Origin of the sequence: Salinivibrio sp. ML198 (assembly GCF_001996015.1) — a bacterium.
Taxonomy (GTDB): domain Bacteria; phylum Pseudomonadota; class Gammaproteobacteria; order Enterobacterales; family Vibrionaceae; genus Salinivibrio; species Salinivibrio siamensis.
The window spans coordinates 62,060-88,966 of the sequence record NZ_MUEZ01000017.1; the positions used below are offsets into that span (position 1 = coordinate 62,060).

The 26,907-nt window shown below is 48.8% G+C and carries 23 protein-coding genes and 1 pseudogene; 12 read left to right on the forward strand and 12 right to left on the reverse strand.

Going from position 1 to position 26,907, the window contains the following annotated elements; genetic code table 11:
- Positions 1-54: 54 nt before the first annotated feature.
- Positions 55-552 carry an anaerobic ribonucleoside-triphosphate reductase-activating protein gene (gene nrdG, locus BZG25_RS12490; protein ID WP_077606620.1) on the reverse strand — a complete coding sequence of 166 codons (498 nt, stop codon included), beginning with the start codon at positions 550-552 and terminating at the stop codon, positions 55-57.
- Positions 553-560: 8 nt separating this feature from the next.
- Positions 561-2,702, reverse strand: a complete 2,142-nt coding sequence (gene nrdD / locus BZG25_RS12495) for an anaerobic ribonucleoside-triphosphate reductase (RefSeq protein ID WP_077639157.1) — start codon at positions 2,700-2,702, stop codon at positions 561-563.
- 350 nt (positions 2,703-3,052) lie between these two features.
- On the opposite strand from nrdD, the gene BZG25_RS12500 reads away from it, so the two are divergent.
- From BZG25_RS12500 to BZG25_RS12510, 4 genes are all read left to right on the forward strand, one after another.
- The gene (locus tag BZG25_RS12500) at positions 3,053-3,898 is read left to right on the forward strand and encodes an endonuclease/exonuclease/phosphatase family protein (RefSeq protein ID WP_158010264.1); all 846 of its coding nucleotides are present in this window, start codon (positions 3,053-3,055) and stop codon (positions 3,896-3,898) included.
- A gap of 122 nt (positions 3,899-4,020) precedes the next feature.
- Complete coding sequence (locus tag BZG25_RS15985) at positions 4,021-4,164, forward strand: hypothetical protein (protein ID WP_158010265.1); 144 nt, start codon at positions 4,021-4,023, stop codon at positions 4,162-4,164.
- A 92-nt stretch (positions 4,165-4,256) separates the two neighbouring features.
- Positions 4,257-4,574: a hypothetical protein gene (locus BZG25_RS12505; RefSeq protein ID WP_077639159.1), complete on the forward strand. Its 318-nt coding sequence runs from the start codon at positions 4,257-4,259 to the stop codon at positions 4,572-4,574.
- Between the two features lie 100 nt (positions 4,575-4,674).
- Positions 4,675-5,502 carry a DUF2797 domain-containing protein gene (locus BZG25_RS12510; RefSeq protein WP_077639160.1) on the forward strand — a complete coding sequence of 276 codons (828 nt, stop codon included), beginning with the start codon at positions 4,675-4,677 and terminating at the stop codon, positions 5,500-5,502.
- A 71-nt stretch (positions 5,503-5,573) separates the two neighbouring features.
- On the opposite strand, the gene BZG25_RS12515 is transcribed toward BZG25_RS12510, so the two are convergent.
- Together BZG25_RS12515 and BZG25_RS12520 are read right to left on the reverse strand one after the other, a co-directional pair.
- Complete coding sequence (locus tag BZG25_RS12515; protein ID WP_046075886.1) at positions 5,574-5,798, reverse strand: DUF3389 family protein; 225 nt, start codon at positions 5,796-5,798, stop codon at positions 5,574-5,576.
- Positions 5,799-5,803: 5 nt separating this feature from the next.
- On the reverse strand, positions 5,804-6,250 hold the full coding sequence (locus BZG25_RS12520; RefSeq protein WP_046076078.1) for a hotdog fold thioesterase: 447 nt from the start codon (positions 6,248-6,250) through the stop codon (positions 5,804-5,806).
- A 184-nt stretch (positions 6,251-6,434) separates the two neighbouring features.
- Here BZG25_RS12520 and BZG25_RS12525 point away from each other — a divergent pair, with 184 nt between their 5' ends.
- Positions 6,435-7,259, forward strand: a complete 825-nt coding sequence (locus BZG25_RS12525; RefSeq protein WP_077579166.1) for a M48 family metallopeptidase — start codon at positions 6,435-6,437, stop codon at positions 7,257-7,259.
- A 99-nt stretch (positions 7,260-7,358) separates the two neighbouring features.
- Positions 7,359-8,954: a sensor domain-containing diguanylate cyclase gene (locus BZG25_RS12530; protein WP_077639161.1), complete on the forward strand. Its 1,596-nt coding sequence runs from the start codon at positions 7,359-7,361 to the stop codon at positions 8,952-8,954.
- A gap of 28 nt (positions 8,955-8,982) precedes the next feature.
- Here the strand turns inward: BZG25_RS12530 and BZG25_RS12535 are convergent, their stop codons facing one another.
- The 3 genes from BZG25_RS12535 to BZG25_RS12545 form a co-directional block, all read right to left on the reverse strand.
- The gene (locus BZG25_RS12535) at positions 8,983-9,450 is read right to left on the reverse strand and encodes a PAS domain-containing protein (RefSeq protein ID WP_077639162.1); all 468 of its coding nucleotides are present in this window, start codon (positions 9,448-9,450) and stop codon (positions 8,983-8,985) included.
- Between the two features lie 4 nt (positions 9,451-9,454).
- Positions 9,455-10,456 (reverse strand): response regulator, encoded by a 1,002-nt coding sequence (locus BZG25_RS12540; protein WP_077639163.1) that lies wholly within the window; start codon positions 10,454-10,456, stop codon positions 9,455-9,457.
- 124 nt (positions 10,457-10,580) lie between these two features.
- Positions 10,581-12,146: a hypothetical protein gene (locus BZG25_RS12545; protein ID WP_077639164.1), complete on the reverse strand. Its 1,566-nt coding sequence runs from the start codon at positions 12,144-12,146 to the stop codon at positions 10,581-10,583.
- A 304-nt stretch (positions 12,147-12,450) separates the two neighbouring features.
- Between BZG25_RS12545 and BZG25_RS12550 the strand changes: the two genes are divergently transcribed.
- Positions 12,451-13,599, forward strand: coding sequence for a fatty acid desaturase (locus tag BZG25_RS12550; protein WP_077639165.1), 1,149 nt, complete (start codon positions 12,451-12,453; stop codon positions 13,597-13,599).
- 76 nt (positions 13,600-13,675) lie between these two features.
- Here BZG25_RS12550 and BZG25_RS12555 read toward each other — a convergent pair whose 3' ends face one another.
- Positions 13,676-14,650: a GTP-binding protein gene (locus BZG25_RS12555; protein WP_077639166.1), complete on the reverse strand. Its 975-nt coding sequence runs from the start codon at positions 14,648-14,650 to the stop codon at positions 13,676-13,678.
- Between the two features lie 212 nt (positions 14,651-14,862).
- On the opposite strand from BZG25_RS12555, the gene BZG25_RS12560 reads away from it, so the two are divergent.
- Together BZG25_RS12560 and BZG25_RS12565 are read left to right on the forward strand one after the other, a co-directional pair.
- Positions 14,863-16,251 carry a TldD/PmbA family protein gene (locus tag BZG25_RS12560; protein WP_077639167.1) on the forward strand — a complete coding sequence of 463 codons (1,389 nt, stop codon included), beginning with the start codon at positions 14,863-14,865 and terminating at the stop codon, positions 16,249-16,251.
- Positions 16,248-17,600 (forward strand): TldD/PmbA family protein, encoded by a 1,353-nt coding sequence (locus BZG25_RS12565; protein ID WP_077639168.1) that lies wholly within the window; start codon positions 16,248-16,250, stop codon positions 17,598-17,600. Before BZG25_RS12560 ends, BZG25_RS12565 begins: the two co-directional genes overlap by 4 nt.
- A 25-nt stretch (positions 17,601-17,625) precedes the next feature.
- On the opposite strand, the gene BZG25_RS12570 is transcribed toward BZG25_RS12565, so the two are convergent.
- A complete protein-coding gene (locus tag BZG25_RS12570; protein ID WP_077639175.1) occupies positions 17,626-18,531 on the reverse strand; it encodes an alpha/beta hydrolase in 906 nt (301 codons plus the stop codon).
- Between the two features lie 96 nt (positions 18,532-18,627).
- Positions 18,628-19,218: a TetR/AcrR family transcriptional regulator gene (locus BZG25_RS12575; protein WP_077639176.1), complete on the reverse strand. Its 591-nt coding sequence runs from the start codon at positions 19,216-19,218 to the stop codon at positions 18,628-18,630.
- A 417-nt stretch (positions 19,219-19,635) separates the two neighbouring features.
- On the opposite strand from BZG25_RS12575, the gene BZG25_RS12580 reads away from it, so the two are divergent.
- From BZG25_RS12580 to BZG25_RS12590, 3 genes are all read left to right on the forward strand, one after another.
- Positions 19,636-21,027, forward strand: a complete 1,392-nt coding sequence (locus tag BZG25_RS12580) for an L-cystine transporter (RefSeq protein ID WP_046075893.1) — start codon at positions 19,636-19,638, stop codon at positions 21,025-21,027.
- A 185-nt stretch (positions 21,028-21,212) separates the two neighbouring features.
- Complete coding sequence (locus BZG25_RS12585) at positions 21,213-21,776, forward strand: PhnA domain-containing protein (protein WP_077639169.1); 564 nt, start codon at positions 21,213-21,215, stop codon at positions 21,774-21,776.
- Between the two features lie 190 nt (positions 21,777-21,966).
- Positions 21,967-24,642, forward strand: a complete 2,676-nt coding sequence (locus BZG25_RS12590) for an EAL domain-containing protein (protein WP_077639170.1) — start codon at positions 21,967-21,969, stop codon at positions 24,640-24,642.
- A gap of 290 nt (positions 24,643-24,932) precedes the next feature.
- Here the strand turns inward: BZG25_RS12590 and BZG25_RS12595 are convergent, their stop codons facing one another.
- Together BZG25_RS12595 and BZG25_RS12600 are read right to left on the reverse strand one after the other, a co-directional pair.
- Complete coding sequence (locus BZG25_RS12595; protein ID WP_077639171.1) at positions 24,933-26,531, reverse strand: hypothetical protein; 1,599 nt, start codon at positions 26,529-26,531, stop codon at positions 24,933-24,935.
- A 66-nt stretch (positions 26,532-26,597) separates the two neighbouring features.
- Positions 26,598-26,907, reverse strand: a pseudogene (locus tag BZG25_RS12600) (hypothetical protein); the annotation flags it as partial.

The following is a 26,907-nucleotide window of genomic DNA, read 5'->3' on the forward strand; positions in this document are numbered from 1 at the left end:
CTGAATGCTCAAGATACGCTATACCCTACCCCATGCGGGAAAATTGGCAACCTCTTAACCATGATTCTCTTGCCCTTTTCGGGCACGCTCGGACAGAAAGTGTACGCATTGATTGGCACTTCCCCGCCACACTAAATGAGGATCCGCTTCATCTTGGATAAACTTGCCGTCAATTAATACATCAACCAAATCGACAACATCTCGCTGTTTTGATGACAATTCTGCCAATGTATAACCTGTCCACAGCCAAATGTCTTTGCTCGGTGCGCGGCTCACCACCTCTTGTAACAATTCTTTTACACTGTCGATATTAGCAGGATGAAGCGGATCACCACCGCTCAATGATAATCCTCGGCGAGGGATCCGTGAATCGAGTAAGTCTTGAACAATCTGCTCTTGCATCAGATCAGTGAAAGGATGGCCGCTGTTCAGCGGCCAGGTGGCTTTGTTGTAACAACCACGGCATTGGTGTTCGCACCCCGATACAAACAAGGTACAACGTGTGCCTGGCCCGTTGACCACATCAACGGGAAGGTATTGGTGATAGTTCACGCTTCCCCCTACATGTGTTTCACACGACGAATCACTTCTTGCTGTTTACCCGGATTAAAAGGTCGTGTATCAGGGCTTCCTAAATAGCCGCACACACGTCGTGTCACTGACACACGTGCTGGGTCATGATTGCCGCAAGCCGGACAAGTGAAGCCTTTACTGGTGCAATTAAATTCGCCGGTAAAACCACACTCGTAGCATTCATCAATCGGCGTGTTGGTACCATAGTATGGCACGCGATCGTAGCTGTAGTCCCAAACGTTCTCTAACGCTTCTAGGTTGTGTTGAATGTTGGGATATTCCCCGTAGCAAATAAAGCCACCATTGGCTAAGCGCGGGTAATCCATCTCAAAATCGATTTTATCGTAAGGCGTCACCTGCTTTTCCACATCCAGATGGAAGCTGTTGGTGTAATACCCTTTATCTGTCACCCCTTCAATCACACCAAACGCCTGGGTATCGAGCTGACAAAAACGACTGCACAAGTTTTCACTTGGGGTGCTGTACAAACTAAATCCATAACCTGTTTCGGCTTTCCAACGCTCGGTCGCATCATGTAAATAAGCCACAATCGCTTTGGCTTTCTTTTGTTTCACCACGCTGTCGTAGATGTGCGGCACGCTACCGTACAGCGCATTGATGGTCTCGTGCAGGCCAATGTAACCTAGCGAAATAGACGCACGCCCATGTTTAAAAATATCACTGACATCATCGTCTGGGTTCAAACGGATACCACATGCGCCTTCCATATATAAAATCGGTGCCACCCGCGCTTTCACCCCTTTAAAACGAGCAATCCGGGTATCGAGTGCCTGGCGCGCAAGGCTTAACGTTGCATCAAGGCGCGCATAGAACTCGTCTTCGTCCCCCTCCGCCTCAATGGCTAAACGAGGTAAATTAACGCTGACGACACCCAAGTTGTTACGTCCTTCATGCACCAGTGTACCGTCCTCTTCGTAAGCGCTTAAAAAGCTTCGGCACCCCATTGGGGTTTTGAAGGAGCCCGTGACGGATACCACTTGGTCATAATTGAGAATATCTGGGTACATACGCTTAGAGGCGCACTCGAGTGCTAATTGTTTGATATCGTAATTGGGATCACTCGGGCGACGGTTTAAGCCCTCTCGGATACAAAACACCAATTTCGGGAAGACGGCCGTTTTTCGATTTTCACCCAAACCAGCAATCCGATTCGCTAAAACAGCACGTTGCACGGCACGTGCCGCCCAGCTCTTACCTAAGCCGAGGCCAAAGGTGACAAAAGGAGTCTGCCCATTCGCCGTGTGCAACGTGTTGACCTCATACTCCAACGACTGAAAGGCATCAAAACACTCTTTATCAGCACGGGCGCGGGCATAAGCGTCGGGATCACTGACAGACCACTCACGCGCCACCAACAAGTGCTTTTGATAACTGGCTTCAACATAAGGGGCCAGCACTTCATCAATGCGGTTAATCGTGGTACCACCGTAAATATGACTCGCGACTTGTGCGATGATTTGGGCGGTCACCGCGGTAGCGGTTGAGATGGACTTGGGCGGCGCAATTTCCGCATTGCCCATCTTAAAGCCTTTTTGCAGCATGCCAGCCAAGTCAATTAGCATGCAGTTGAACATCGGAAAGAAAGGTGAATAGTCCAAATCGTGATAGTGAATTTCACCCGATTCATGCGCTCTTACCACGGCACTGGGCAACATGTGTTGCTTGGCATAGTGTTTGGCGACGATCCCCGCGAGCAAGTCACGCTGAGTAGGGATGACTTTACTGTCTTTGTTGGCATTCTCGTGCAGCAATTCAGTGTTAGTTTGCCCGACCAGCCCTTGTACTTCATGATTCAAACGGCCACGGCGCTCGCGAGCGATGTCTCTATCATGGCGATATTCAATATAGGCACGTGCCACCGCTTTATGCGGTCCGGTCATGAGGAAATCTTCAACGGCATATTGAATATGATCAATATCCACCTCGGCCTCGCCAGCAAACTGCGTCGCGATGGTATCTGCTAAGCGGAGGATGTCTGCGTCGGTCAGTTGACACAGCTCAGCCTCTCGCATCGATTGCGCCGACTCTCGCGCACATGTCACCGCCTGGACAATCCGATCTGCATCAAATGGGACGCGTGTTCCATCGCGCTTAATTACCGCTGGCATATGCCCTCCACACCATATATAGGATACAAAATACACTAAAACACAAGATGTGGTATTAGATAGCAACTAGGGGGCACATTGTGTTGACACAGATCATCGAAGTCTCGAATAACGTCCAACTGACGAATCAAATGCCTATCTGTACCGCAATCTCACTGATCTTCGTTATGATAGTTATCAGTTAAAATCAAAGGTTCTCCGCAAAGTGCTACAATGCTCCACTGCATGCGCAACATTTCCAGTAAGATCACAGTGGAACGCGTAATAATGAGGTATCCACCATCGTACTTCGAGTTTTAGGTCTGCTCGTGCTTGTTGGGGTATTTTCAGCCCCTAGCTATGGACTGACAGTGGCAACATGGAATTTTGAGTGGCTGACCTTAAAGGGTGATCAACGAGCCGGCGTCCGTCATCAAGACGATTATCAACAGCTTTCGTCGATCTTTGTTCAACTCGCCCCCGATGTGTTGGCTTTTCAGGAGGTTGATAGTCCTGAGGCACTGGCACGAGTCATTCCCACAGAGGCGTATAATGTCTATTTTTCCGATCGTTATGCCGCCCTTAAAGACAGCACACAAAGTCAGCAACTGACGGGGTTCGCCGTCCGTAAAGACTGGAAAGTAGACGACCCTCGCGATCTGCGTCAAATCGCGCTACCTGGTTTTTTTGGCGTGCCCTCTCTGCGATATGGCACCTATGTTGTGGTCACACCGCCGGGCCAAGAACCGGTTCATATGCTGTCGGTGCATCTTAAGTCCGGCTGTTTTAAGCAAGCGCAAGCCTCACGAAGCTGCGAAAAGCTACGCAAGCAATTCAGTGTGTTAGCCGATTGGGTGCGTGAACATGGTGATAAAAACATCCTCATTGCAGGTGACTTTAATCGCTATATCAGTGAAAAGCAGGATCCGTTTTGGCAACAATTCCGCCAATCCCTTCTCGACGATGCCTCGAGACCAACAAACATCATCAACGTAACAGAGAGTGTACGCGCACGTTGTAAAGCACGACGCTATAACTGGCGGACTCAGACCTGGAACCAAGTGATGTACAGCCGCTTAATCGATCATGTTTTAGTCTCCGAATCGTTGGCGTCTCGGTGGCAATATAGTTTTCAGCATCATTTTGCCTATCATAACGTCATGAAATTCAGGCTCAGCGATCATTGTCCCGTCGTGGCGACGTTCAAACCCCAATAAGCGCTAAAAGTCATTGACCTACCAAAAAGATTGCGAGAGTCTAGCAAGCTGTCATGGTGATGACATAAAGGGTCGTTAGCCTTCCTTCATGTGGGCTGTTAGAGTCACCCAAGGAGAAAGAAATGGATAGTTTACAACATCAAGTCATCCCAACCGATGACGACCTATTAGCCGACTACTACGGCGATATTGGCGTGCTCCAAGGCCAAGACGCACGCAGTGACAACGACGTATTTAGCGACGATATCGAAGACGCCACACGATAGGCGTTGATATCACGTTTCTAACATGACGCTGACAACCCCTTTTCTGCTGCGTAGTAGGTTGTCAGTAAATTCACCAATGTATCCGATGTCTTATGAAAAAAGGTCTCTCTACTGCGCTATTTGTTCTCTCTTTTTTTTCATTTCACGCCTCTGCAGCGCCTGAGCTAATTGCCAAGTCCACGCTTGAGTTTGGTGATTTTGAAGAAACGGCCAACGTGGAGATACAAGGCGATATTCAAGAAGATGTCTTACGCCTGGCCGAACGAGGGGTGGAAAAAGAAGAGGCGGATTATTTCGTGATCGATCAGGTTAGCGAAGATACCAAGAAAGACCTCTTAGTGGTCTCCGTTACGCTTTATCGTGAGCACACCACAGACACACAAAAAAGCATAGAAGCTCGCCTCGGCTAATCCGTTTTCGAGACAGGCAGGTTGTCGCTTGCCTGTTTTCCTCTCTGCCTTACTCCGCTCTCTCCCATTTGCTACACTTGCCGCTCTTAATAAAACCATAATGAGCAAAGTCGTGATTGGAACCCTAGATAAGATGCGCACAGAAGCCGGCGCCGACGTACAATACTTTCTGCGGGTGGGTAATGAAGAGCTACACCTCAATCCATTGCTTGGGCAGAGATTAACCCTGACGCATACTGGCAATATCTTTTGCGATGCCTGTGGGCGAAAAACCAAAAAAAGCTATTCGCAAGGCCATTGTTACCCCTGCATGAAAAAGCTCGCGCGTTGCGATATGTGTATTATGAAGCCTGAAACCTGCCACTATGCGCAAGGAACCTGTCGTGAGCCCGAGTGGGGAGAACAGTTCTGCATGACGGATCATATTGTTTATCTCGCCAACACCTCGGGATTAAAAGTGGGGATTACCCGCGCTAACCAGATGCCAACACGCTGGCACGATCAAGGTGCCACGCAAGCTCTCCCGTTGTTTCGGGTTAAAACACGCCAGATTTCCGGGCTAGTTGAAGTCGCGATGGCGAAACATGTCGCGGATAAAACCAATTGGCGCGCGCTCCTAAAAGGCGACAATGACCCGCTTGATCTTCACGCAGAGGCTGAACGTTTAACCCAAGCGATCGAGCCAGAATTAGCGGATATCCGTCTGCAATTTGGCAATGATGCGGTCTTGCCTGCAGCACTTGACGCCCTCACTTTTAGTTACCCTGTCACTGAGCACCCAACCAAAATAAGTTCACATAACTTTGATAAAAATGCCGAGGTGAGTGGGGTTTTGAAAGGCATTAAAGGACAGTATTTGATTTTCGATACTGGCGTGATTAACGTGCGTAAATTCACCAGCTACGAAGTCAGCACCTCGCACAGCTAACGGCGCATCAAGTTAGCCTCTAACCAACCGTGCGAGTGATCGTTGCCACTAGCACGGTATGGGTAAGGTGGCTACTGAGGTTGGATGCCCGTCATATCTGAAATCAACGCAATATGTTGTGCACTTAACGGCAGTGACCAACGCACATCACCGGCATCAGCCACCAGCACATTGGCGTCGGCGATAATCTGTAACGAGTCAGATTGCACCTGCATGCTCAATTTCATTGCGGGCAATTGGATCACCACCTCATGCGCGGTCACGATTAGCTTGCCGTGTTCTATATCGACCACCATCTTGCTCAGTCCTCCAAGGATTTATCGGCGCGCTTATCAGTGAGTACCGCCATAGTGAGTCGGCTCACGCACACATCCCGGCCTCGTTCATCTTGGATGGTGATATTCCACACCTGCGTGGTTGCGCCGAGATGCACTGGGGTCGCCACGCCCGTCACCGTGCCTTCTCGCATCGCACGCAGATGATTGGCATTGATGTCCAACCCGACACAGTACTTTCCTTCTGGCACACACATGTTTGCTGCCAAGGAGCCTAGTGTTTCAGCAAGCACGACAGATGCGCCACCATGGAGCATGCCCAGCGGCTGATGCGTATGCGGTGCCACCGGCATGGTTCCCGTTAAACTCTGCGCATCAAAAGCCGTATATTCAATCCCTAAATGCGCGACCAACGTATTAGTCGAAGAGGCATTTAACCCCGCTAACGACATGTCTTTTTTCCAAATACTCACAATACTTTCACCCATTGCTGTTTATCCCGATGGAAAGGAAATCGCTGCGCGAAACGCGGACTATCAAGCCGCGCCTAACGCTGCCTGCGCGCACCAGTAGACGTTAAGCCAAGAAGCCAGTACATTAGCACTCTGATATCTTTGCTTATATTCACTGCGACTGTGGCGCAAAACGATACAGGAAATGACCATGCTACGCACTGCTAAAACCGTCATGCTATCTCTATGCCTGATGGTTATGCTTTCATCTTGCTCTCACTCGCCAACGGGACGAAACCAGTTATTGCTTTTTTCCGGTGATGACATGGCGAATCTGGGACAGCGTTCGTTTGAGGAGATGAAAAAGTCGCAACCTATCAGTGACGACAAAGCCATCAACGCCTACGTGCAATGCGTCACCGCCGCCATCTTAAAAGTGGTGCCACCGCAATCCAACTTCTCGGAATGGGAAGTGGTGGTATTCGACAGTGATCAAGTCAACGCCTTTGCACTTCCCGGCGGAAAGATCGGCGTTTACACCGGACTGCTCGACGTTGCAAAAACGCCCGATCAATTGGCTGCAGTGATCGGCCACGAAATTGGGCACGTCCTTGCCGATCACAGTAACGAGCGCTTATCGCGCTCGCAACTCACTGCCTTGGGGTTGACCATTACCGGCATCACTCTTTCTGATAACCCCTATGGCGATCTTGCCCTCGCAGGGCTTGGGCTTGGCGTCCAAGTGGGGATATTGCTTCCTTATAACCGCGCTCAAGAATCAGAATCGGATAAGATTGGTCTGCAGTTAATGCATCAAGCAGGGTTTGACCCGAGCGCCAGCGTTACCCTGTGGCAAAATATGGCAAAAGCATCCAAAGGCGCGCCGCCGGAGTTGCTTTCAACCCATCCATCACCCGACACGCGTATTAATGCGTTACAAACAGGTGTCAATCAACTGCCTAACGTGCCCCATCGCTTGACATCGTCGTGCCCTCGACCACCATCAAAGAAACAGAGTAAAAACATTTAACTAACATAGTGAGCATCATCACAAAGCCTGCATACAAACACGGACAAAGCGTCGTCGCGTGAGAACAGCCCGTCCCCGTCACACAAAAAATTAACCTATATGTTACGCTTAAGTTTTCATTGGGGACGAGTGACGACACGCGTGATGAAGCCGTTTTTCATCTTATTTTTTTTTATACTGCAGGTGCCGTTTGCGTTCGCAACGACGCAAGAGACAAACGATCTTTTCGATCAGCTGTTTGAGAAACATGCACTGGTCATGCTTCTCCTTGACCCAGATACTGGTGAAATCAAAGCCGCCAACCCAGCAGCTAGCGACTTTTACGGCTATTCACAGCAGACGCTGACCCAAATGAATATCGCCAGCATTAATGCCCTGCCCCCTGATGCCGTCGCTGAAGAACGTAAGCTGGCGGAATTAGAAAACCGAAACTATTTCGTTTTCAGCCATATATTATCGGACGGCACGACCAAAACCGTAAGGGTATCCTCGATACCCATTATCTACCGCGATGAACCAACCCTTTTTTCAATTATCACCGATATCAGTGATTATCGGGCCACTCAGGCATCACTGTGGCACTATCAAAACCGACTCGAGCAAATGGTAGCACAACAGACCGAGCAAATCGCCACGCAAAAAAATCACCAACTGATTATTACATCCTTGATTATCATTGTGCTCGGTGCAGGGCTCGCGACAATGTGGTTTATTCTCGCTAAGTCACGACGCACCGAATATGAGCTGCAACTGGAGCGTAAACGCTTAGATGAAATAATCCGCGGTACCCATGTCGGCACTTGGGAGTGGCATATCCCTAGCGGAGAGCTGGTTATTAATGAGCGCTGGGCAGAAATTTTGGGATATCAAAAACACGAGCTGATACCTGCCTCATTTGAAACCTGGAAAAAGCTTTGTCATAGCGAAGATTTCGCGCGCGCGTCTAAAGAAATTGATGCCGCCTTTAGCGACTCTAACCCTTTTTATGAATGTGAGTTTCGCATGCTGCATAAAGATGGGTTTTGGGTTTGGATCTTGGCCAAGGGTAAAGTCATGGAGTGGGATCGCGACCATAACCCAATTCGCATGGCGGGCACGCACCAAGATATCAACGAAACCAAGCGTCTTTACCTGCAGTTTGAGCATATGGCGCATACCGACACCCTGACAGGCGCGCTTAACCGCGTCGCCTTTAAGCAGCGTGCGGATGTTGTGCTGGCGCAAGCACGTCAGCAAGGCGCACATTTTGCCCTACTGTTTATCGATCTCGATGGCTTTAAGAAAATAAACGATACCTATGGCCATGACGCCGGAGACAGTGTGTTAGTGGAAACGACTAAGCGGATGGGCCAAAGCATCCGTAACTCAGACACCCTCGCTCGCCTGGGCGGCGACGAATTCGCGGTGATTTTAGAGTATACCAGCCACTCAGAAGACGCCGCACGCGTCGCCGAGAAAATTATCTCGAGTCTCAATCAGCCATTTGCAATAGATGACCAGCAACACGCACACCTTTCCGCCAGCATCGGCATCGCTTGCTATCCAGATCATGGAGAATCGGTCGAACAGCTGCTCAATTGCTCAGATGCCGCCATGTATTATGCGAAGAAATCGCTAAAAGGCGGCACTTATGCCGTCTGTGACCCTGATAATCATGCAACCACGAATAACAACCGCGGGAACCAATCACTCTAGACACTCACGGTTGGCTATTTTGAGATGCTTATTTTGGCGCGGCTTGTTGTGATGGTGCTGTAGCACGCGGCGTTTGGCTCGCCAACGCCTCATTAGTCACATCCTGGATGGAGATAAACATGTGATTGACCTCACCCCGCGTATTCGCCATTGGGTGCATGGTGACGTTTTGATACATAAAGGGGAGCTGACCGGTGATCGGGCGAACATGACGACAACGGAACAAATACGGGCGTTGCTGCCAGACAATAAAACTGCGACAACGGAGATCGAACACGGGTTGCGACTTGGCACGAAACCAAGGCTCATTGATCTCCGGAAACACCTCGAATAACGAGCGGTTTTGCACATCTTTAGCGTGTTTACCGCTATGGTGAACCATAAAGCCATTCCACATTTGGATATGGAAGTCTCTGTCTAACACAATCAATCCCATGTCGATGTGCTGTACCATATCGAGCATCCAATGGAATTGGTCAAAATCTTCTGTGCTCATCGCATTACTCCTCATCCATTAGGTAGGCCAACTTCGCATCGAGCAGCGGCAAAGACTCATCCAGTAGCAATAGTAACAAATCGCATTTTATATCTGTCCCATCAATTTGATAACTGACTTCAATGGTCACTGTGCGTTTCCATGACCCTTTCATCGCCGCTATCAACTGATCCACTTCAGCGTGCTGACCCAAGAGCGCCGGATAGCTTTGCGAAAACTCTAACGCGCCTTGATCGCCTAAGCCCTTTAAAAAGGCACTAATCAGAATATTGCTAATATCGACCAGCAATTCGAGCTCGTTGTCGACCGACCCATCCTCGGGATAGTCCAACAATGTCACCATCTCGGTAATACTGGAATCACTAATCAGCATCAGCGCTTCGCCAGCGATCCCCTCCCCACTGAAACCCTGACACACACCGTTCATGGTATTTGATTGGGCCAAGTGCCGGATAGTCATCGTCAACTCGGTCACTTCAAACACATTGACCTGTGGCAGTGGCATGTGGACAAACACCCCGCAATGTCGGGCAAGTTTATCTGCTGCCTGCCCCATCGCAATGTTCACCACTTCCATGTAAATATCTCGGCGACTGAGTTTTTCTTTGGGCGCGTGTGAACGCTCGGTCTCTGACGCAGAAGCAGTGGGTAAATACGCCTTGATCAATGCATCGACGCGCTCACGACTGATGGGCTTTTTAACAAAGTCTTTGGCCCCCCGTTCCAGCACTTGCTGCTGGGCAAGCGGCTGAATGTCGCCTGAGACCACGACGACAGGCACCGTCATTCCGGCTTCTTGCATCGCTTCAAGTGTCTGATACCCATCAAGTTCCGGCATAGTCAAATCAAGGAACATGATGTCGATCGGCTGACTACTCAACACATCCAGGGCAACATTGCCATTTTCGGCAAAGTGCACGTAGGCATCCAAATCGTTGGGTAAGGTTCGCGCTAATTGCTTACGCGCGAGCGCAGAATCGTCAGTGATCAGAATTTGTGTGGTCAAAAGCCTCTCCTTTCCTACATCTTTACTGAGAGTATGGCTGGGTAAACACTGTAAGCATAAACCAATATCGCGAGGAATGAGGGCAAACCAGTCAAAATGCGATGATTCTTTTTATATCAGGGGGCTACTCTTGTCGTTGGCATAATTGAGCAAGGCGATCAGAGCGACTGATCAGGCTGGGCGCATGCAAGTAGAAATAATGCAAACATGTTAAACAAAGCTGAACGCATTCGTACACTTTTTCGCTGATGATCTCAGGCGAAGCGTCAAATTCACCGGTCAGTAACGCTTGCCAATCCTCGGCAAGCCTATCGATCAGAGTGACGTCTGTCTCTCGCTCAAGAATATGGCTCAAGGCCTTTTTTATCGGGATAATATCTTCACTCGCGGCAAAAATATTTCTCAGCGCAATAATCACATCCACCAATGCGTCTTGTGTGTCTGGCTTTTTCGCTGCGGTATATAGACGAGACATTGCCAAGCGAATCCCCCTCGAGTCGGTGTCATCCACGAGCATACTCCAACGCTCAATATCGACTAAGTCTGTCTCACTGATAGCAACAGGATCGTCCGTTTCTGCCACTGAACCAAAGTCTTGTCGCCGGTTATCAAGCGAGAATGGATCGATACGCCAAACCCACTCTGGCGCCACAAAGGCTTTGTGTTCACCGAGGTAACAAAGCGCCATACACAAAACAATATTCAGCTCAGTGGTTTGTTGTTCAGTCGTGGCGTCCAATACCTCTTCTGGCCAATCATCGTCCTCTAAAAAATCACCAAAGTTAATCGCAAACGCATACCCCGACTCGAGCATGAACCCATTATCGCGACGTTTAGCCATTAAACTCGCCGCTTGTAGGACATATTCCGCAATCCCTGGGGTATAGCGACGCACACTGCCCCATTTGGTATCCAGCTCGGCCAAGTTCGTGAGCGCCGCATTGCGAAAGCCCACAAACATCGGAATATGAGCGACTTCACCATCAGCTAAGCTACGTGCCATCTCCAACATTTCTTGCACCGTTTCTACGAACGTATCAGGGCTGACAACCCCACGAATACGCATCAGGTCGTAGCTATTAACCAGAATCGACACGGGTAAACTGGCCAAGCTGACCACGCCGCGGTGGCCACTGGCATCTTTGTAGTCGCCACAGGTTTGCTGCGGCTCTTTCCCCGACGTTGTGAATAGGCGAGACAGAGCAGGGTCTGCCGCCATGCGTTTTTGAACCTGCTTACTGACCGGGAATTGCTCAATGGCTGCGGTGAGATAGCCGGCGCCTCGATAAAAAAGATGCGGCCGCTGTCCCGCTTTAATAAGAAATAAAGGATAGAGTTCACCCGCCAGTTGGCAAAAAGCACTAGTTAATGGGTCTGAACTGTTAATTCGCGTCGCCAGCTCACCGCCCTGCTGTGCACGCCAAACATTAAAGACGTGGCGGCCGTTTTGCATCACGTGCGGTAAACGATAAAAGAAGGATTGTTCACTTTCCCCTTGCTCAACCGCAGACACGCGTAGCTGGCGACACAGCTCAATATATTGATTGAGTGTGTCGCGCTGAATCCGGCTCAAGCCGAGTTTTTGCATCAAAATTAAACGGCCTTCCGCTTCTGTGACATTCAGGATGTAACTCACCACACGGTGGCCCATCGCTTTCACAAAATGCGGAATGGCCGGATAGGACATCATCGTTTCCTAACCTTGTGTCAATCGTTCACGGATATCAATGCGTGCTCCAGCACCTATGAAGGGTATCGGCCTCCGTACGGGAAACTGTACCGAGCGGACAATAATGCGATAAAAGCCGTCGTACCTGTGGCTGATTCGTCGTACATGTAGCTAATCTAAAAAATATAGTGCTTCCATTAACTTGGCAAGTCACGACAAACCCTGAAACATTTTTGCGCGCAAAGGCGACAGTGAGGACTTGACCAAGCGGTAACACGCACCTATTCTAGCGTACAAGTGTACGCTTAAATAAAGATAACGAGTTATGGATACCAAGGCTTCAACCTCTCCCCCTCAGAAACCACGCTTAATCTGGTTAAATATTAGCGTGTTTACCCTCACTTTTTTGATTGCGGTGATAGGAACGCCACTATGGGCATGGCACCATGGTTTTGATTGGATGCAGATCACTGCGCTGATCGTCGCATTCAGCTTTTGTGGCCTGTCGATCACCGCCGGCTATCACCGGTTGTGGGCCCATAAAACCTATCAGGCCCATCCAGCTCTGCGCTTTATCTTCGCCATTGGTGGGGCATTTGCGCTGCAAAACAGTGCGCTTCATTGGTCGTCAGATCACCGCATTCACCACCGCCATGTCGATGACAACGATGTTGACCCCTATTCGGCCAAGCGCGGCTTTTGGTTCTCACACCTTGGCTGGATGCTGCGCGAATACCATCCCAGCCGCTATGGCGATTACAGCAACTGTCGCGATCTGCAAAAAGATAAGATCGTGATGTGGCAACACAAGCACTACCTTGCGCTGACACTGGCAACCAACTTTGGCTTCCCTATCGCGTTTGGTTTGCTCCATGGCGATCTTTGGGGCGCTGTCTTACTGGTCGGCTTTACTCGATTAGTGCTAAGCCACCACACCACCTTTTTCATTAACTCGTTGGCGCATGTGTGGGGCAGCCAGCCTTATACCGATAAAAACACCGCGCGGGATAATGGCGTGCTCGCCTTGATGACCTTTGGCGAGGGCTACCACAACTTTCACCATATCTTTGAGAACGACTACCGCAATGGCATTCGCTGGTGGCAATTTGATCCGACTAAATGGCTGATCAAAACCGCATCTTGGTTGGGCCTGGCGGAAAAACTGCGCGTAACCCCCGAAGAGAAGATTGAAAAGGCGCGTGCGACCATGCAATTGCAGCGCGTCACACAACAGCTTAGTGACAAGCCACACGCATCGCATCGTCTGCAAATCCTGCAACAAGAGTATGATGCCTTGGTGACTAAAATGGCGGACTACTACACGCTGAAAAAACAGCTGTTAGCGCTCGAGCGTGACAAGCTGCGCGAAAAAGTCGAAAACGCCGAGCTCGCGCAACAGTACAAAGATCTGAAAGTGCGTTTTCAGCAACAAAAACGTAGCTGGCAGGTGCTCACCGCTAAATATGCCAGCTAAACACGATCCGTTTCAGCAAACAAAAAACCGGCCACTTGGGCCGGTTTTTTATCTGGCAAGGATCTGTTGGTGCCAGTTAGTTGGACGGGGTAAGAAAAGAAAGCAGGATCGACTCCAGCTCATCCCAAGGTAAGGCGTCGGTATCGATCACTTCGATGCGCGACTCGGCCTGTTCAATCGACATAGGCGTTACGGTAACCACCTGATTAGCGACGTTAAACGCGTAAAAACCCTCGTCGGTATTGACCACCGCTTTAATCCGTTGGGCATTGATGTTACTCAATAGCCCGTACAAGGCATCAAACGGAAAACAACAGTGCGCGGCAAACAACCAACCGCAGCTGACATAGCCCTGCCCTTGGTTTTCTTTGCGGGTATAGGTATCGTCCGGACCCAGTGCTAATGTGGTCATGGGCTCGGCATCGTTGTGGTGGTGATGATAGTGCGCTTGACGATCGTGACGCGGTAACGCAAGCCACGCGGTCTCGAGCGCCCCTTGTTCAACGCCGGTTATCAAGCTTTTCTCGCCATCAAACGCGGTGACATAATCATAAAAGGTGGCGATTTGCGCCTCGCTACACTGGTCAAGCTTGTTTGCCACCACCACATCTGCGAGCGCGATTTGATCATGAAAGTTTTGATTTTCACGGTAGCGCACATCATCAATACAACGCGGATCCACCAAAGTAATGGTCGCGCCCAGCAACAAGGTGGTATCGAAAGGCGGCTGAGTCAGCTTACCGATAATATCTTTGGGATGACCGAGTCCCGTCGGCTCAATCAAAATTCGATCCGGCTTCTCAGCAAGCAAGGTATTTAGCCCCACCGTCATGGGTAGGCCGGCCACACAACACATGCATCCTCCCGGCACTTCCTTTACCAGCGCACCTTGTTCAGAGAGGATCGCGCCATCGACACCTACCTCGCCAAACTCGTTCACCAAGATAGCCCAACGCTCATGCTCGGGTTTATTCGCGAGTAAATGACGAATCGCCGTGGTTTTCCCCACGCCAAGAAACCCAGTGATAATATTGGCTGCGATCTGACTCATGATTCTATCCGTTCGTTACTTGTATCGGCGTAGTGTAACGGATTGCGCCACACTCGTCGCCTTTTGGTAAAGCACATTGAACCAGCCATATGCAGCTCAGTGAGTAGCACAAAAAATGATGAAATATCATGCACTCACTGCAAGTGGTGATCATTACGCATAAAAGCTTGGTAAAATAAAAGGTTCGCTAACACACTTCTTTAGGAGGAAGTATGCTGAATCCATCAACGGCAAAGTCGGTGATTGACCATGCCCTGTTTTTAGGCGCGGATTTCGCCGAACTCTTTGTCGAACGCCATCACTCAGGCAACGTGGAGCTGTTGTCTGGTGAGGTGGATAAAGTCAGCTCAGGGATTGATTTTGGTATCGGTATCCGGTTGTTTTTCGGCCACAAAGTGCTTTATGGCTACACCAACAGCCGCGATGAAGAACAATTGAAAAAAGTCACCAGCTTGCTGTGTGCGCGTGATAAGCGCGATCAAATCACCACCGCTGGTCCACTTAATTTGTCCCATTTAAATGGCAAACATCCGGTGTCTGAGCCGTTATCGACCGATCAACATGTGGCCGATAAGGTGGCGTTCTTACGCCAAGTGGATGCGCGTATTCGTGCCGAGAGCGATAAAATCGCCCAAATTATTGGTCGTGTCGGCCAACGTGAGCAACAGGTCGAGATTTTTAACTCTCACGGCCTGCATGTCACAGATACCCGCCACTATACGCGTATTGCCGCTACAGCGGTCGCAACTAACGGTGAAGAACAGTCAACGGGCTTTGATGCCCCCGGTGCACTCACAGGCTGGGAGTTCCATCAGGATATCGATCCGGTTGCGCTGGGCGAGCGTGTCGCACGACAAGCGCTGATTAAACTCGGTGCCCAAGCCTGTCCATCAGGCGAAATGCCTGTAGTGATTGGCAACGGTTTTGGTGGGGTAATTTTCCACGAAGCCTGTGGCCACTTGTTAGAAACCACCTCGGTTGCTAAAAAGGCTTCCGTCTTCCATGACCAAATGGGCGAAATGATTGCCAGCCCTGTAGTGAGCGCGGTGGACGATGGCACCTTGGCGAATGCGTGGGGCTCAATCAATATCGATGATGAAGGCATGGAAACCCAGCATACCCAGTTGATCAAAGACGGTAAGCTCACCTCCTTTATGGTCGATCACATGGGCAGCCTGAAAACCGGTTATGCGCGCACCGGCTCTGGCCGACGTGAGTCTTATAAATTCGCACCGACCTCGCGGATGCGAAATACCTTTATTGAGCCCGGTAACGACAGCTTAGACGCCATGATTGGCTCCATGGAGCGTGGCATCTACGCCAAGAAGATGGGGGGCGGCTCAGTACAGCCCGGCACCGGCGAGTTTAACTTTGCGGTCCAAGAAGCTTACTTGGTCGAAGACGGTAAGATCACCGTGCCACTCAAATCTGCCACCTTAATCAGTACGGGGCCTAAGGTGCTTAAAGAAATCAGCATGGCCGGCAAAGATCTTGCTCTCGCCGCCGGTATGTGTGGTTCGGTAAGCGGCTCAGTCCCCACCACCGTGGGCCAACCTGCATTGAAAGTCGACAATATCCTAGTAGGAGGCGGTAACGCATGAGTGAGCAAACCATTAAAGCAACCCTAAGCGATGCCGTCGATCAGGTCCTCAGCTTGGTGAAACAGCAAGGTGCGCAAGCAGACGTGATTGCCAATGCCAGCGAAAGCTTGTCACTCAAAGCCGACCAAGGTGATCTCTCCGAGCACAAAGTCACCGCCGGTCAAGTGATTGGTGTGCGAGTGATCAAAGGGGATCAAGTCGCCACCAGCTATTCAGAATCGCTGGATAGCGACAGCCTTGCCAGCATGGTGAACGCCGCGCTCACCAACGCAAGCTTTACCAAAGCCGACCCGGATCAGCAAATTCGCGCTGAGGGGCAGCAAATTGAGCAGCAAGATCCCAGCTTGCTGCAAGCAGATAACACCCCGATTGAAGACAAGATCGCGTTGGCGCTTGCCCTTGAGCAAGATGTGGTTAGTCAACCCCGCGCAACGGGGGCGCCCTACAATGGGTACAGTGAGCAAACCCAGTATCAGTTGCTTGCTAATACTCTAGGCACGCGCTGCTACCACAGCGAACGTAGCTTTAGCTGCTATACCGCAGCACTGCTCAATCACGACGGTAAGCAAGCGATGCATCTCGGCGCCTCAGTATCACGCCGCTTTGTTGACCTTGATCGCGCCCATGCCACTCAACTGGCCTACCAAACCGCTGACGCCTTGCTCGAGGGTGGCCCAGTGAAAACCGGTTCGTATCCGGTGATTTTTGAGCATGATTGTCTCAGCGAATTGCTGGGCGCCTTTGGCAGCTGCTTCTCCGGCGATGCCGCTAAGCGCGGGACTAACCCGTGGCGTGAAAAAGTCGGCAAGTCCGTTGCAGATACGGCGCTCACCATCACCGATGTGGCAAGACTTGATGGCGGGATGCGTATTAAAACCTTTGATAGCGAAGGCTTTGCCACCGCCGACACGCCTTTGATTGAAAACGGCGTCTTAGTCGGCTTTTTACACAACAGCGCCACAGCACAGCATTTTGGTGTTCCCCATACGGCGAACGCGGGCCGCAGTCCCAAGGGCGGTTTGGATGTCACCTCCCGTCATGATGTGATTGCCGCAGGTAAACATAGTGATGCAGACGTGCATGCCGGTGAATATCTTGAGTTAGTGTCACTGCAAGGTGTGCATTCAGGCGCGAATGCCATCAGTGGCGACTTCTCTTTCGGTGCAAGTGGGTTTGTCTGCCGGGACGGCAAACGCGTTCGTCCTGTTCGCGGGATAACGGTGGCGGGTAACTTCTATACCATGCTCAATGAGATAGATGCCATCGGCAATACCGTGTTACCCAACTATGATCGCGCTTTCTTTGCGCCACGCATCCGCTTCGCCCGCTTATCCATCGCGGGTGAATAACGGCGCATCTTCTAAAGGCATCGGTTTAGGCTGATGCCTTTTTATTCTCGGTTTGTGCTTCCACACTGTGTACCGCAGGATTCATCTTGGCCGCCAAGTCGGTAAATGCCTGCATGGCGACGTCACTGGTCAGAATACGTCCATGCCCCAATCCTTCGGTAGCTAGCACAGTCACATGTGGGTAGTCAGTGGCTTTTTCGGTGACGGCAAAGGAGGCAAACCGGTCGTTTTTGTCGTGAGCAATCACCACCGGATGACGGCGACGCGACAATTTTTCGAGCGGCTCAATGGTCTCGATCGGATACCCGTGCTGATCGCCTACTTCTTGGACAATTTCATCAAATAACTTCAGTGAATACCCCGATTTACGGACCGTGGCGTATAAATTCTCGCGATAATTCAACACGGGGGCGACCAAAAAGAGCGGTAAATCATCCACCTGGGGGTGTTCGCTTTCCAACACCGCGGCAGCGCCCATACTGTGCGCAATCACCCCAGAGACATTATCGACTTGATCTAATACATCATTGATTGCCTGTACAAAACCGGGAATATGGCTCTCATTCCCCTCACTCTGTCCATGTGCGGGATGATCGAATGCCACCGCACGAAAGCCCAATGAGGCAATGTGCGCCATCAGAGGGAAAAACTGGCTGGCGGATCCAGACCAGCCATGCGTCAGCAGCCAAGTTGGCCCCGCCCCCAAACTATACATTTGCAAGACCCCTGCTTGGCTTTGCACTTGAGAGCGCACTAAACCTTCAGGCTCTGCGTTCACCATTGGACTGCGCGTTGGTGTGAGAAACAGCTTACGCGCCACTTTTCTAGCATGTCGAGGTGCCAAGCGGTGATGACAACGGCTCACCGCCCCCACGAGCGTGCGTTTGGCGCTAAAGCGACCCGGCGTTGAAAAATACACTTTTTTACTCATGGTCATTGAATCCTTAAAATCGAACGAGTGTTCGTTTTTACACTGAAAAGTGTCGTTGTTTTCAATACCGACACCCTCTTCGTCTTATTGGGAAAATTAGCGGCGACTTTGCGCGAGCAACTGCTCGACACCATGCCAAAAACGTGTTCCTTCCGGCGATTCAAGTGACAAACGCAGAAATAACTGGCTACTCAAATAGTGCCCATATAACTGATAAACAGCTTGCCACGTATCGAGGTCGGCACGAAACTCTCCGGCTTGTTTGCCCTTTTCAAATTGCGCGGCCAGGTAATCGAGCCACTGGCGAGTAACACGCTGCAACGCCTGATGGATGGGATCATTGCTCGCGCGCTGCTCATGCCACGCATCTAAGAACAAGCACTGACCCTGAAAGTGCTGATGCCAACCCATCCAATTACGCAGTAAGTGTTGTAATTTGGCTTCAATACTCGCGTGGTCCGCTTCACGACTCGGGGTGATCACCCGCTCGATAAAACGCTCACCGGCAAAATGCACCACCGCAATCTGCAAGTTTTCTCGCGAGTTGAAATGCGCAAAGAGACCACTTTTTGACATTTGCACGTCGCGCGCCAAACTACCTATCGTTAAGCTCTCCAACCCATATACACTGGCAGCTTCAAACGCGGCTTCGAGAATACGCAATCTCGTTTGCTCGCGCTTAGACAGCGAGTATGTTGAGTCTGCGGAAGCGGCCATGACACTCTCCCTCAAAGCAGCCGAGTTGATACGCCACTATCTATTGATAACAGTGGCGCAGTCGGTTCACTTTAACCCAACGATGCCTTCATTTATAGTACGAACGTTCGTTTTTATCCAATTGAGATTCGCTCCGACCGTGTCATCGCCTCCAACATTGGTAGACCTTTCATGCTATTGCATACTGACTCAGCAAATATTGCTGAAATTTTGCGCCATATTCTTTTTGGTTTTAATAAGTGCTTTTTTTATCTAGCAAGAATGTGACACAGGTCTTCATTGCATGCACCTTCCGGCATATGATGCCAAGCAATCGCTAATCCTCGATTACATTGAACGGGGTTAGAGCTTCACGTCATTATAATTCTCTAGATTGGAACGCCGACTATGACAGTTATCCTTTTAAATCTGATCGCTTTTGCGCTGTTGCTGGCGGTGCTTGTCAAATTGCACAAGCAACAAAAATCCTTATCCACACGTGTGTTTACTGGCCTCGGCTTGGGGGTTGCCTTCGGCGCAGCGCTGCAAGCGTTATACGGTGCTGACGGCGCGATCACGCGCGAGACCATCAACTATATCAATATCGTCGGCTCAGGCTACGTCAGCCTACTCAAGATGATCATCATGCCGTTAATTACGGTGTCGATTATTGGCGCGATTTTGAAAGTGAAAGACTCAGGCTCACTGGGCAAAATTTCCAGCTTGAATATCGGTATTTTGCTGGCCACCACCGCCGCGTCTGCGCTCATTGGTGTACTCGTCAGCAACCTATTTGGGTTGTCTGCGCAAGATATCGTACAAGGTGCGCGAGAGATGGCGCGTGGTGCCGCCTTGGAGCAGCGCTTGGGCTCGGTCGAAGACTTATCACTAGCTGATATGATTATCTCTTTCTTCCCACAAAACCCATTTGCAGATTTAGCCGGTAGCCGTCCAACCTCGACTATCGCTGTGGTGATTTTCTCTGCGCTCGTGGGTATCGCTGGTGTCACATTGTCGCGCACTCAACCTGAGCTTGGCGAGCGTTTTGAGCGCTTTATGGATGTGGCTCAAGAATTAGTGCGTACGTTGGTTCGAATGATCATCGGCCTCACTCCCTACGGTATTTTAGCTTTGATGAGCAAAGTGGTAGCTGGCTCAAACGTAAGTGAAATTCTTGAACTTGCCAACTTTGTTGCCGCCTCTTATGTAGGCTTAGGTGCCATCCTAGTCATGCACTTGGTATTGATTGGCCTTGTCGGTATGAGCCCAATTCAATATCTCAAAAAAGTGCTCCCTGTGCTGACGTTTGCCTTTACGTCTCGCTCAAGCGCGGCCACGATTCCGCTCAATATCGATTCGCAAATGAAGAACTTGGGTAACGATCCGGCCAGCGCCAATTTCTCAGCGTCATTCGGTGCCACCATGGGTCAAAATGGCTGTGCCGGCTTGTATCCAGCTATGCTGGCGGTCATGATTGCACCTACCATTGGCATTAATCCACTCGATCCGGGCTTTATCGCCACCTTGGTTGCAATTGTCACTGTCAGTTCATTCGGTATTGCCGGTGTGGGCGGCGGCGCGACCTTTGCGGCACTGATTGTACTCTCGGCACTGGATATGCCAGTCGCGCTAGCGGGTCTGTTGATTTCTATCGAACCATTAATCGATATGGGTCGTACCGCTGTGAACGTGAGCGGCTCAATGACGGCCGGTACCCTCACCTCTCGATTGACCGGTGGCCAAGATAAGACTATCTTCGATCACCATGAAGTGGTGAAGCAAGACACGGCAAATGCCTAATTATTGAAAACAATAGACGTTACCCATGCCACGCCCATGCGTGGCATTTTTGTGTTCGTACTGAGCCTACATAAAGCAACGTCATGCGATGACCTAATCCCTTACAACTTGTAAGAAATTATTTCAGCGATTACACTCTGCAGCACTGTAACTGCAGGGATCCCCTGCCAACCGTGAGATAATCAATGAGTATTGAACAAACGCTTCAGGCGCGCAGTGGCGGCCAATGTGAACTCTGCACCAGCCCAGACAACTTATCTGTGTATGAAGTCCCGTACTCGCCCGACACCACAGCGAACAGTTGCGTATTGGTTTGCAGCAAGTGTCACGACCAGCTGCAACACCCAGACAATATGGATGTGAACCACTGGCGCTGCCTGAACGATAGTATGTGGAGCCAAGAGCCTGCGGTACAGGTAGTTGCCTATCGCCAGCTCTCTCGCCTTTCTAGCGAAAGTTGGGCGCAAGATAATCTTGATATGATGTATATGGAAGACGATGTCCGTAAGTGGGCAGAAACCGGTCAAGATATCGAAGAAGTCAAAGTATTGGACGCTAACGGCGTGGCACTGCAAAAAGGCGACGACGTGACCGTGATTAAAGATTTGCCCGTTAAAGGCTCAAGCCAAGTGATCAAACAAGGCACGGTGATACGCGGCATTAACTTGACCGATGATCCTACTCATGTGCAAGGAAAAGTAAACGGCCAAACCCTGTTTGTGATTGCAGAGTTCTGCCGCCGTAAATAAATGGGTGGACGGTCTTGATACTCCGACGCGGCGTCCCAGTGGCGCCGTGTTAATCACGCTTCTGAACAGTTTACACTGTAAAACGTTACGCTTTCCTCACCGTGAAACCAAATAGATTGATCATTGGCAGCCCTTCGCCTATTTTCAAACCATGGCACTCGCCACCTGCCTCTTTTAATTGGATTTTTGCATGACTCGTAAGCCGTTTGTCACACTGCATAGCAAAGCCGCACTCATTTTTATTTTGGGCTTGTTGGCCATTTTTATTAGTAGCCTCCTGGTGACACGGTATTTTTTTCTGTTCGGTATCAGCCATTTAGAAGATATTGAGATTGCCCGATCCAATAATCAAGCTCAAGCCATTATCGAGCGGCTCATTAATAATCAAGCAGAATATGCTATCGATTGGGCGCATTGGGACGATACCTACGAATTGGTTAACGGACGCAATCCCGACTTTGCAGCAAGAAACCTAGAGGACGCCAGCTTAGAGTCTTTGGGACTCAACCTGATGGGGTTTGCTGATTTAAACGGGAACGTGATCGAAGCTAAAGTATTGAATGAAAAGGACGAGCACGCTTTTATCTCCGACATATATCAATCAGCGCCGGTGCACAACCACATCACCCAAAGATGGAGAACTCAACGACAATCCTTAGCTGGCTTACTTGAACTGCGCGGAAGAATATGGGTGATCAGTGTCAGCCCAATCAGAGACAGCTCAGGACAGGCTGAAGCTGCTGGGTGGATGATATGGGGCCAAGCACTGACGGGACGTTTTCCATCTGCCTATGAGAATATTTTGGCGGGTAAAAACACCCTCGTTACAACAACGTCAATTTACGCAAACACCGAGCTTCCTTCCATCGCACGGGATAATACCTACATTTCACGCCTGAGTCCGCTCCACGATCTCAATGGCGACCTTATCGCTATTTTAAAAACAAAAGAGCCGCGCCGCTATTACCAGCAAGGTAAGCAAGTGTTTTATTACTTGATTCTCGCGTTGGTTATCATCAGCGCGCTCATTGGCGGCTCGGTGTATCTCCTGTATCGACGAAAAGTGACTAAGCCGTTTATCTCTTTCGAGCGTGATGTAAGTGATCTACTGGGAGACACTGCGTCCCCATCCAAGTCAAAAGACACATTCAAACGCATTACCCAGCAAATTGAAGCTCTAGCTCAGTCTTCGTCACAAACAGAGCAGCAATTAAAAGAAGCATTATCAAAATTCGATGCGTTATATCACAGCCAACATTTGGGGATGATTGTTTTAGAAGGAGAAAAGATTGTTGATGTCAACCAGGCGCTTTTACAATTGCTCGGTCATCAGCGTAATACCTTACTGCATCGCTCTTTTGCCACACTGGTGATCAATGATGACTCTGCACTTAAACAGCTAATGCAATTTGAGCAACACCCCGAGCGTGAGACAACGCATTTTGAAACCACGTTACAAAGTGCCTCTGGGCAACCTTTAAATTGCGCCATAGAGGTGATCCGCCTCGAACGACAAGAAAACGGCGCCGTAATGCTTGCCGTAAAAGACATGAGTCAACAGAAGCGACAAGCCGCCTTGATTGAAACCTTGTCTCAACATGACACCTTATCAGGGCTGCTCAATCGGCCCGCAACCATTAAAGCATTAAACGAGGCCTTATCAGGGCCTAACCCAGTATCCACCATCTACTTTATTGCCACTCGGCTGCGTGAAATCTATGAAATATACGGCCATGCAGCTTATGACGGTGCCGTGAAACACATTGCTGACAGCCTGAGCCATCGTTTTCACGGCGTTACTGTGGGGCGTTTGAGTGAAAATGAGTTTGTGATCTTTAGCCATAGCAACGACGATAACAAACTCATTAATGAAGCCAACGATGTGCTAAGAGACAGTACTAACCATTCGACCATTACCGATACCGAGTTTGATATTGGTTTAAAAGCCGCGTTCGTTGATTCCCATCTTCAATTTGAGCACTTCGAAGCACTGGTGCACTGTGGCTTTTATGCGATAGAACAACAGCATGGGCCCAAGCAACATGTCATTATCGTAGACGATGCTCTGGCTCAAGCAGCTCAAGAGACCTTGGTGATCAACCGGAACCTCGTTGCGGCGCTCAAAAATCATGAGTTTACCGCTTTCTTTCAACCCATTGTCAATGCGACATCCAATCAAGTGATCGGCTTTGAAGCATTGGCTCGCTGGCATCATCCGGCCCTGGGCATGATTTCGCCTGGTATCTTTATACCATTAGCGGAAAAACACAAACTCATCATTGAGCTCGACGAGCTGGTGCTAGAAAAAGCCTGTGCCTTTTTACAACAAATTCAACAACACTGGAGCAAACAGTCACAACATCGCCTGACTATTCACATCAATTTATCAAGCCCACACTTCGGCGCAACATCCCTCGTCACCAACCTCAAACGGCTTATTCAGCAATATCAATTGGCGCCTGGACAACTGGTATTAGAGGTCACTGAAAGTATTTTGCTTGGTGCCGATCAGGAAACAATAAAACGGATGCACGATCTTAAAGCGCTTGGCGTCCAGCTTGCACTCGATGACTTTGGTACCGGCTACTCGTCCTTCAGCTCTTTGTGCAATTTCCCGCTCGATATTGTCAAACTCGACAAATCTTATATGAGTGAAATCGAGACAAATGAAAAAGCAAAAACACTGGTACGCAGCATCATCAACATGGCACAAGAGTTAGGAATGACTACCGTAGCAGAAGGTGTCGAAACCGCCTCACAACTGCGCATTGTTAATGTGTGGCGTGTCGATGAAATTCAAGGGTTCTATTTCTTCAAACCCATGAGTGCGGAGCAAGCGTTCGATAGGTTCGTGGGCAAAAACTAATAACCCGCTGGCTGAAATTCATTATATTAATGCTCCTAACCCTGATAACCGTTTATGAAGCCCATCATACTGATGTATGAAGCCGACTGCATTTCAACGGCAATGCCCTTCAGCGTCTATTATTATGTATAATATCGCAGTTAAACCTACGGTACTTTAGTATTCCAGACTTATATCGTTGTCCTTCGACCAACTACTGGTAACTCATGGTAATCACGCTTGAGTTTAGCGATGAGAAGCGCATCACTATCAGTGGTTGACTTCATCTCTCCAGTTTAACTATGAGCGTTTCACTTATTATATTGATTCAGGCTCATGCGTTTATCTCTAACAATCCCTAAAAGAAAAAGAGCGAAACAAATCAAGTAAATAGTCGTCAATATACCATGGATCATTAGCTTGTATTTAACGCTTTTGATCTTGTCATCCGTGACCGGAGAAAGAGTATTATCTAATGTAATCAAAGTGGAGCCATCATGATCATTTTGATTACTTATTATCAGTCCTGACAAGGGGTAGTCTTTGGAAAACTCAATTCCATAGATATATCCTATTAATGTATTGATTACGTGATAATCTATTCTAGAATCAGGCAGAGAAATTATCCAATCAGAGATGTCTTTTGCTGACATCAGAGAATTATCTTTTACTGGCTCCTTGATTTTAATTTTAACCTGGCATTGCTCTATATTTTCAGACTTCAAATTCTCAATATAATCAGATTTTGAGAGATAACCTGAGCTTTTATCACGAACATTTCCAATGACAGACAACAGATTGTTGTCATCCTTAATCCTAGAGTCATTCATACAGAACATAAATCCAAATTTAAACGGCATCGCGAGTGCTCCTCGAATATGAATATAATCTCCTTCCGATGTATATTCAATACTTTCCAAGTTTCCTTTTTCTATATTTATATCTTGTTTAAACTCAGTAACAGCACTATATATATCGTATGAGCGAGAAGATATTACATTATAAAAAAAAGCCGCATGAAAAATGAGAAAAAGCAGTGCCCAAAAACACTTAAATGACGGCGTTCCAAAAAGTGAGAGCCTATCATCATTAATATATTCATTGTAGTTTACACACTCAGTGCTGAGTGCTATACCATTTGTTTTAGAACAGTGTAATATATATGACTCGCCAGGGGATAATTTTTTTTGCGGATCTCTGACAAGAATAGAATCAATAACTTTATAAGAGTCAAACTCCTCTTTTCGCTGAGGAAGTTTACACTCCCCCTCGATTTTCATTAATCGATGCATACGTATAATTGCAAACGCTATTAATCCAACCACAATCAATAAAAATATCAATGTAATAGAAAGCCCCAAAGGGAAGTTAGCAGTAGACATAATGAGGCTAAAAATAGATATAGGTAGAGGTAAGAATAAAAACGCCTCGAGATAGACCTTATCAACAGGCCTCATCACCCACTCTTTTGGCAATCGTTCACTTTTCAACCTTTCATGAATCAGATCGATATCATTTATGTGAGTGGCAAACAAAGCATCTTTATAAATAAGACCTTTAACCTTAATGTGAGATTCTTGTTCTGAATAAATTTTTGGCGGCCAGAATATAGATTCAACTCGTATATTATCAATACAGTGATCAAACCAACGATTTTGGAAACCTGGTGACAACCATACAGAATTATATTTACCCTGATAATGATACACTGATTTTTCACTAAACCTACGCTTATATAGTTTACGCATTTTTGTTAAATCATTATCAGAAAGAGTGCTATACTTTTCTACCTGTTCTCTAAATTTGAGAATAGATTCATCTCTCTCCTTTTTTCGGGCACTATTATCATATAACCAAGAGAAAAGCGTCACACTCATAACTATTAAAAGAATAGTATATATAATCAACAAAGAAAGGCCTCCTATTAATGGGGATAATTATGAGTACAATAACGAAAACCAGTGATGAAAGTCATATCAGCTATCCGCAAAGATATTGATTTTTGGGCCGGTGGCGGGTGATGTTTTTTGTTTTTCGGCTATTTCCGCTAGCGTCTTCTTGTAGGTGTCATCGCTCATATCTCGCCAGTAACGCGGATTGCGGCCAGTCTGTTGATCATGGGCAGCGGTTACAGGGTCTTTGACTCTAGCTTCTTCTAACACCAACAGATCTGGCATCGGTTGACTTACATCCATGTAACGCTGGATCATATTCCAAAGACGCTGGTACTCCACCACTCGCTCGTTGGTGCCAATTAAGTTACTAATAGGCACACCCACAGAATAA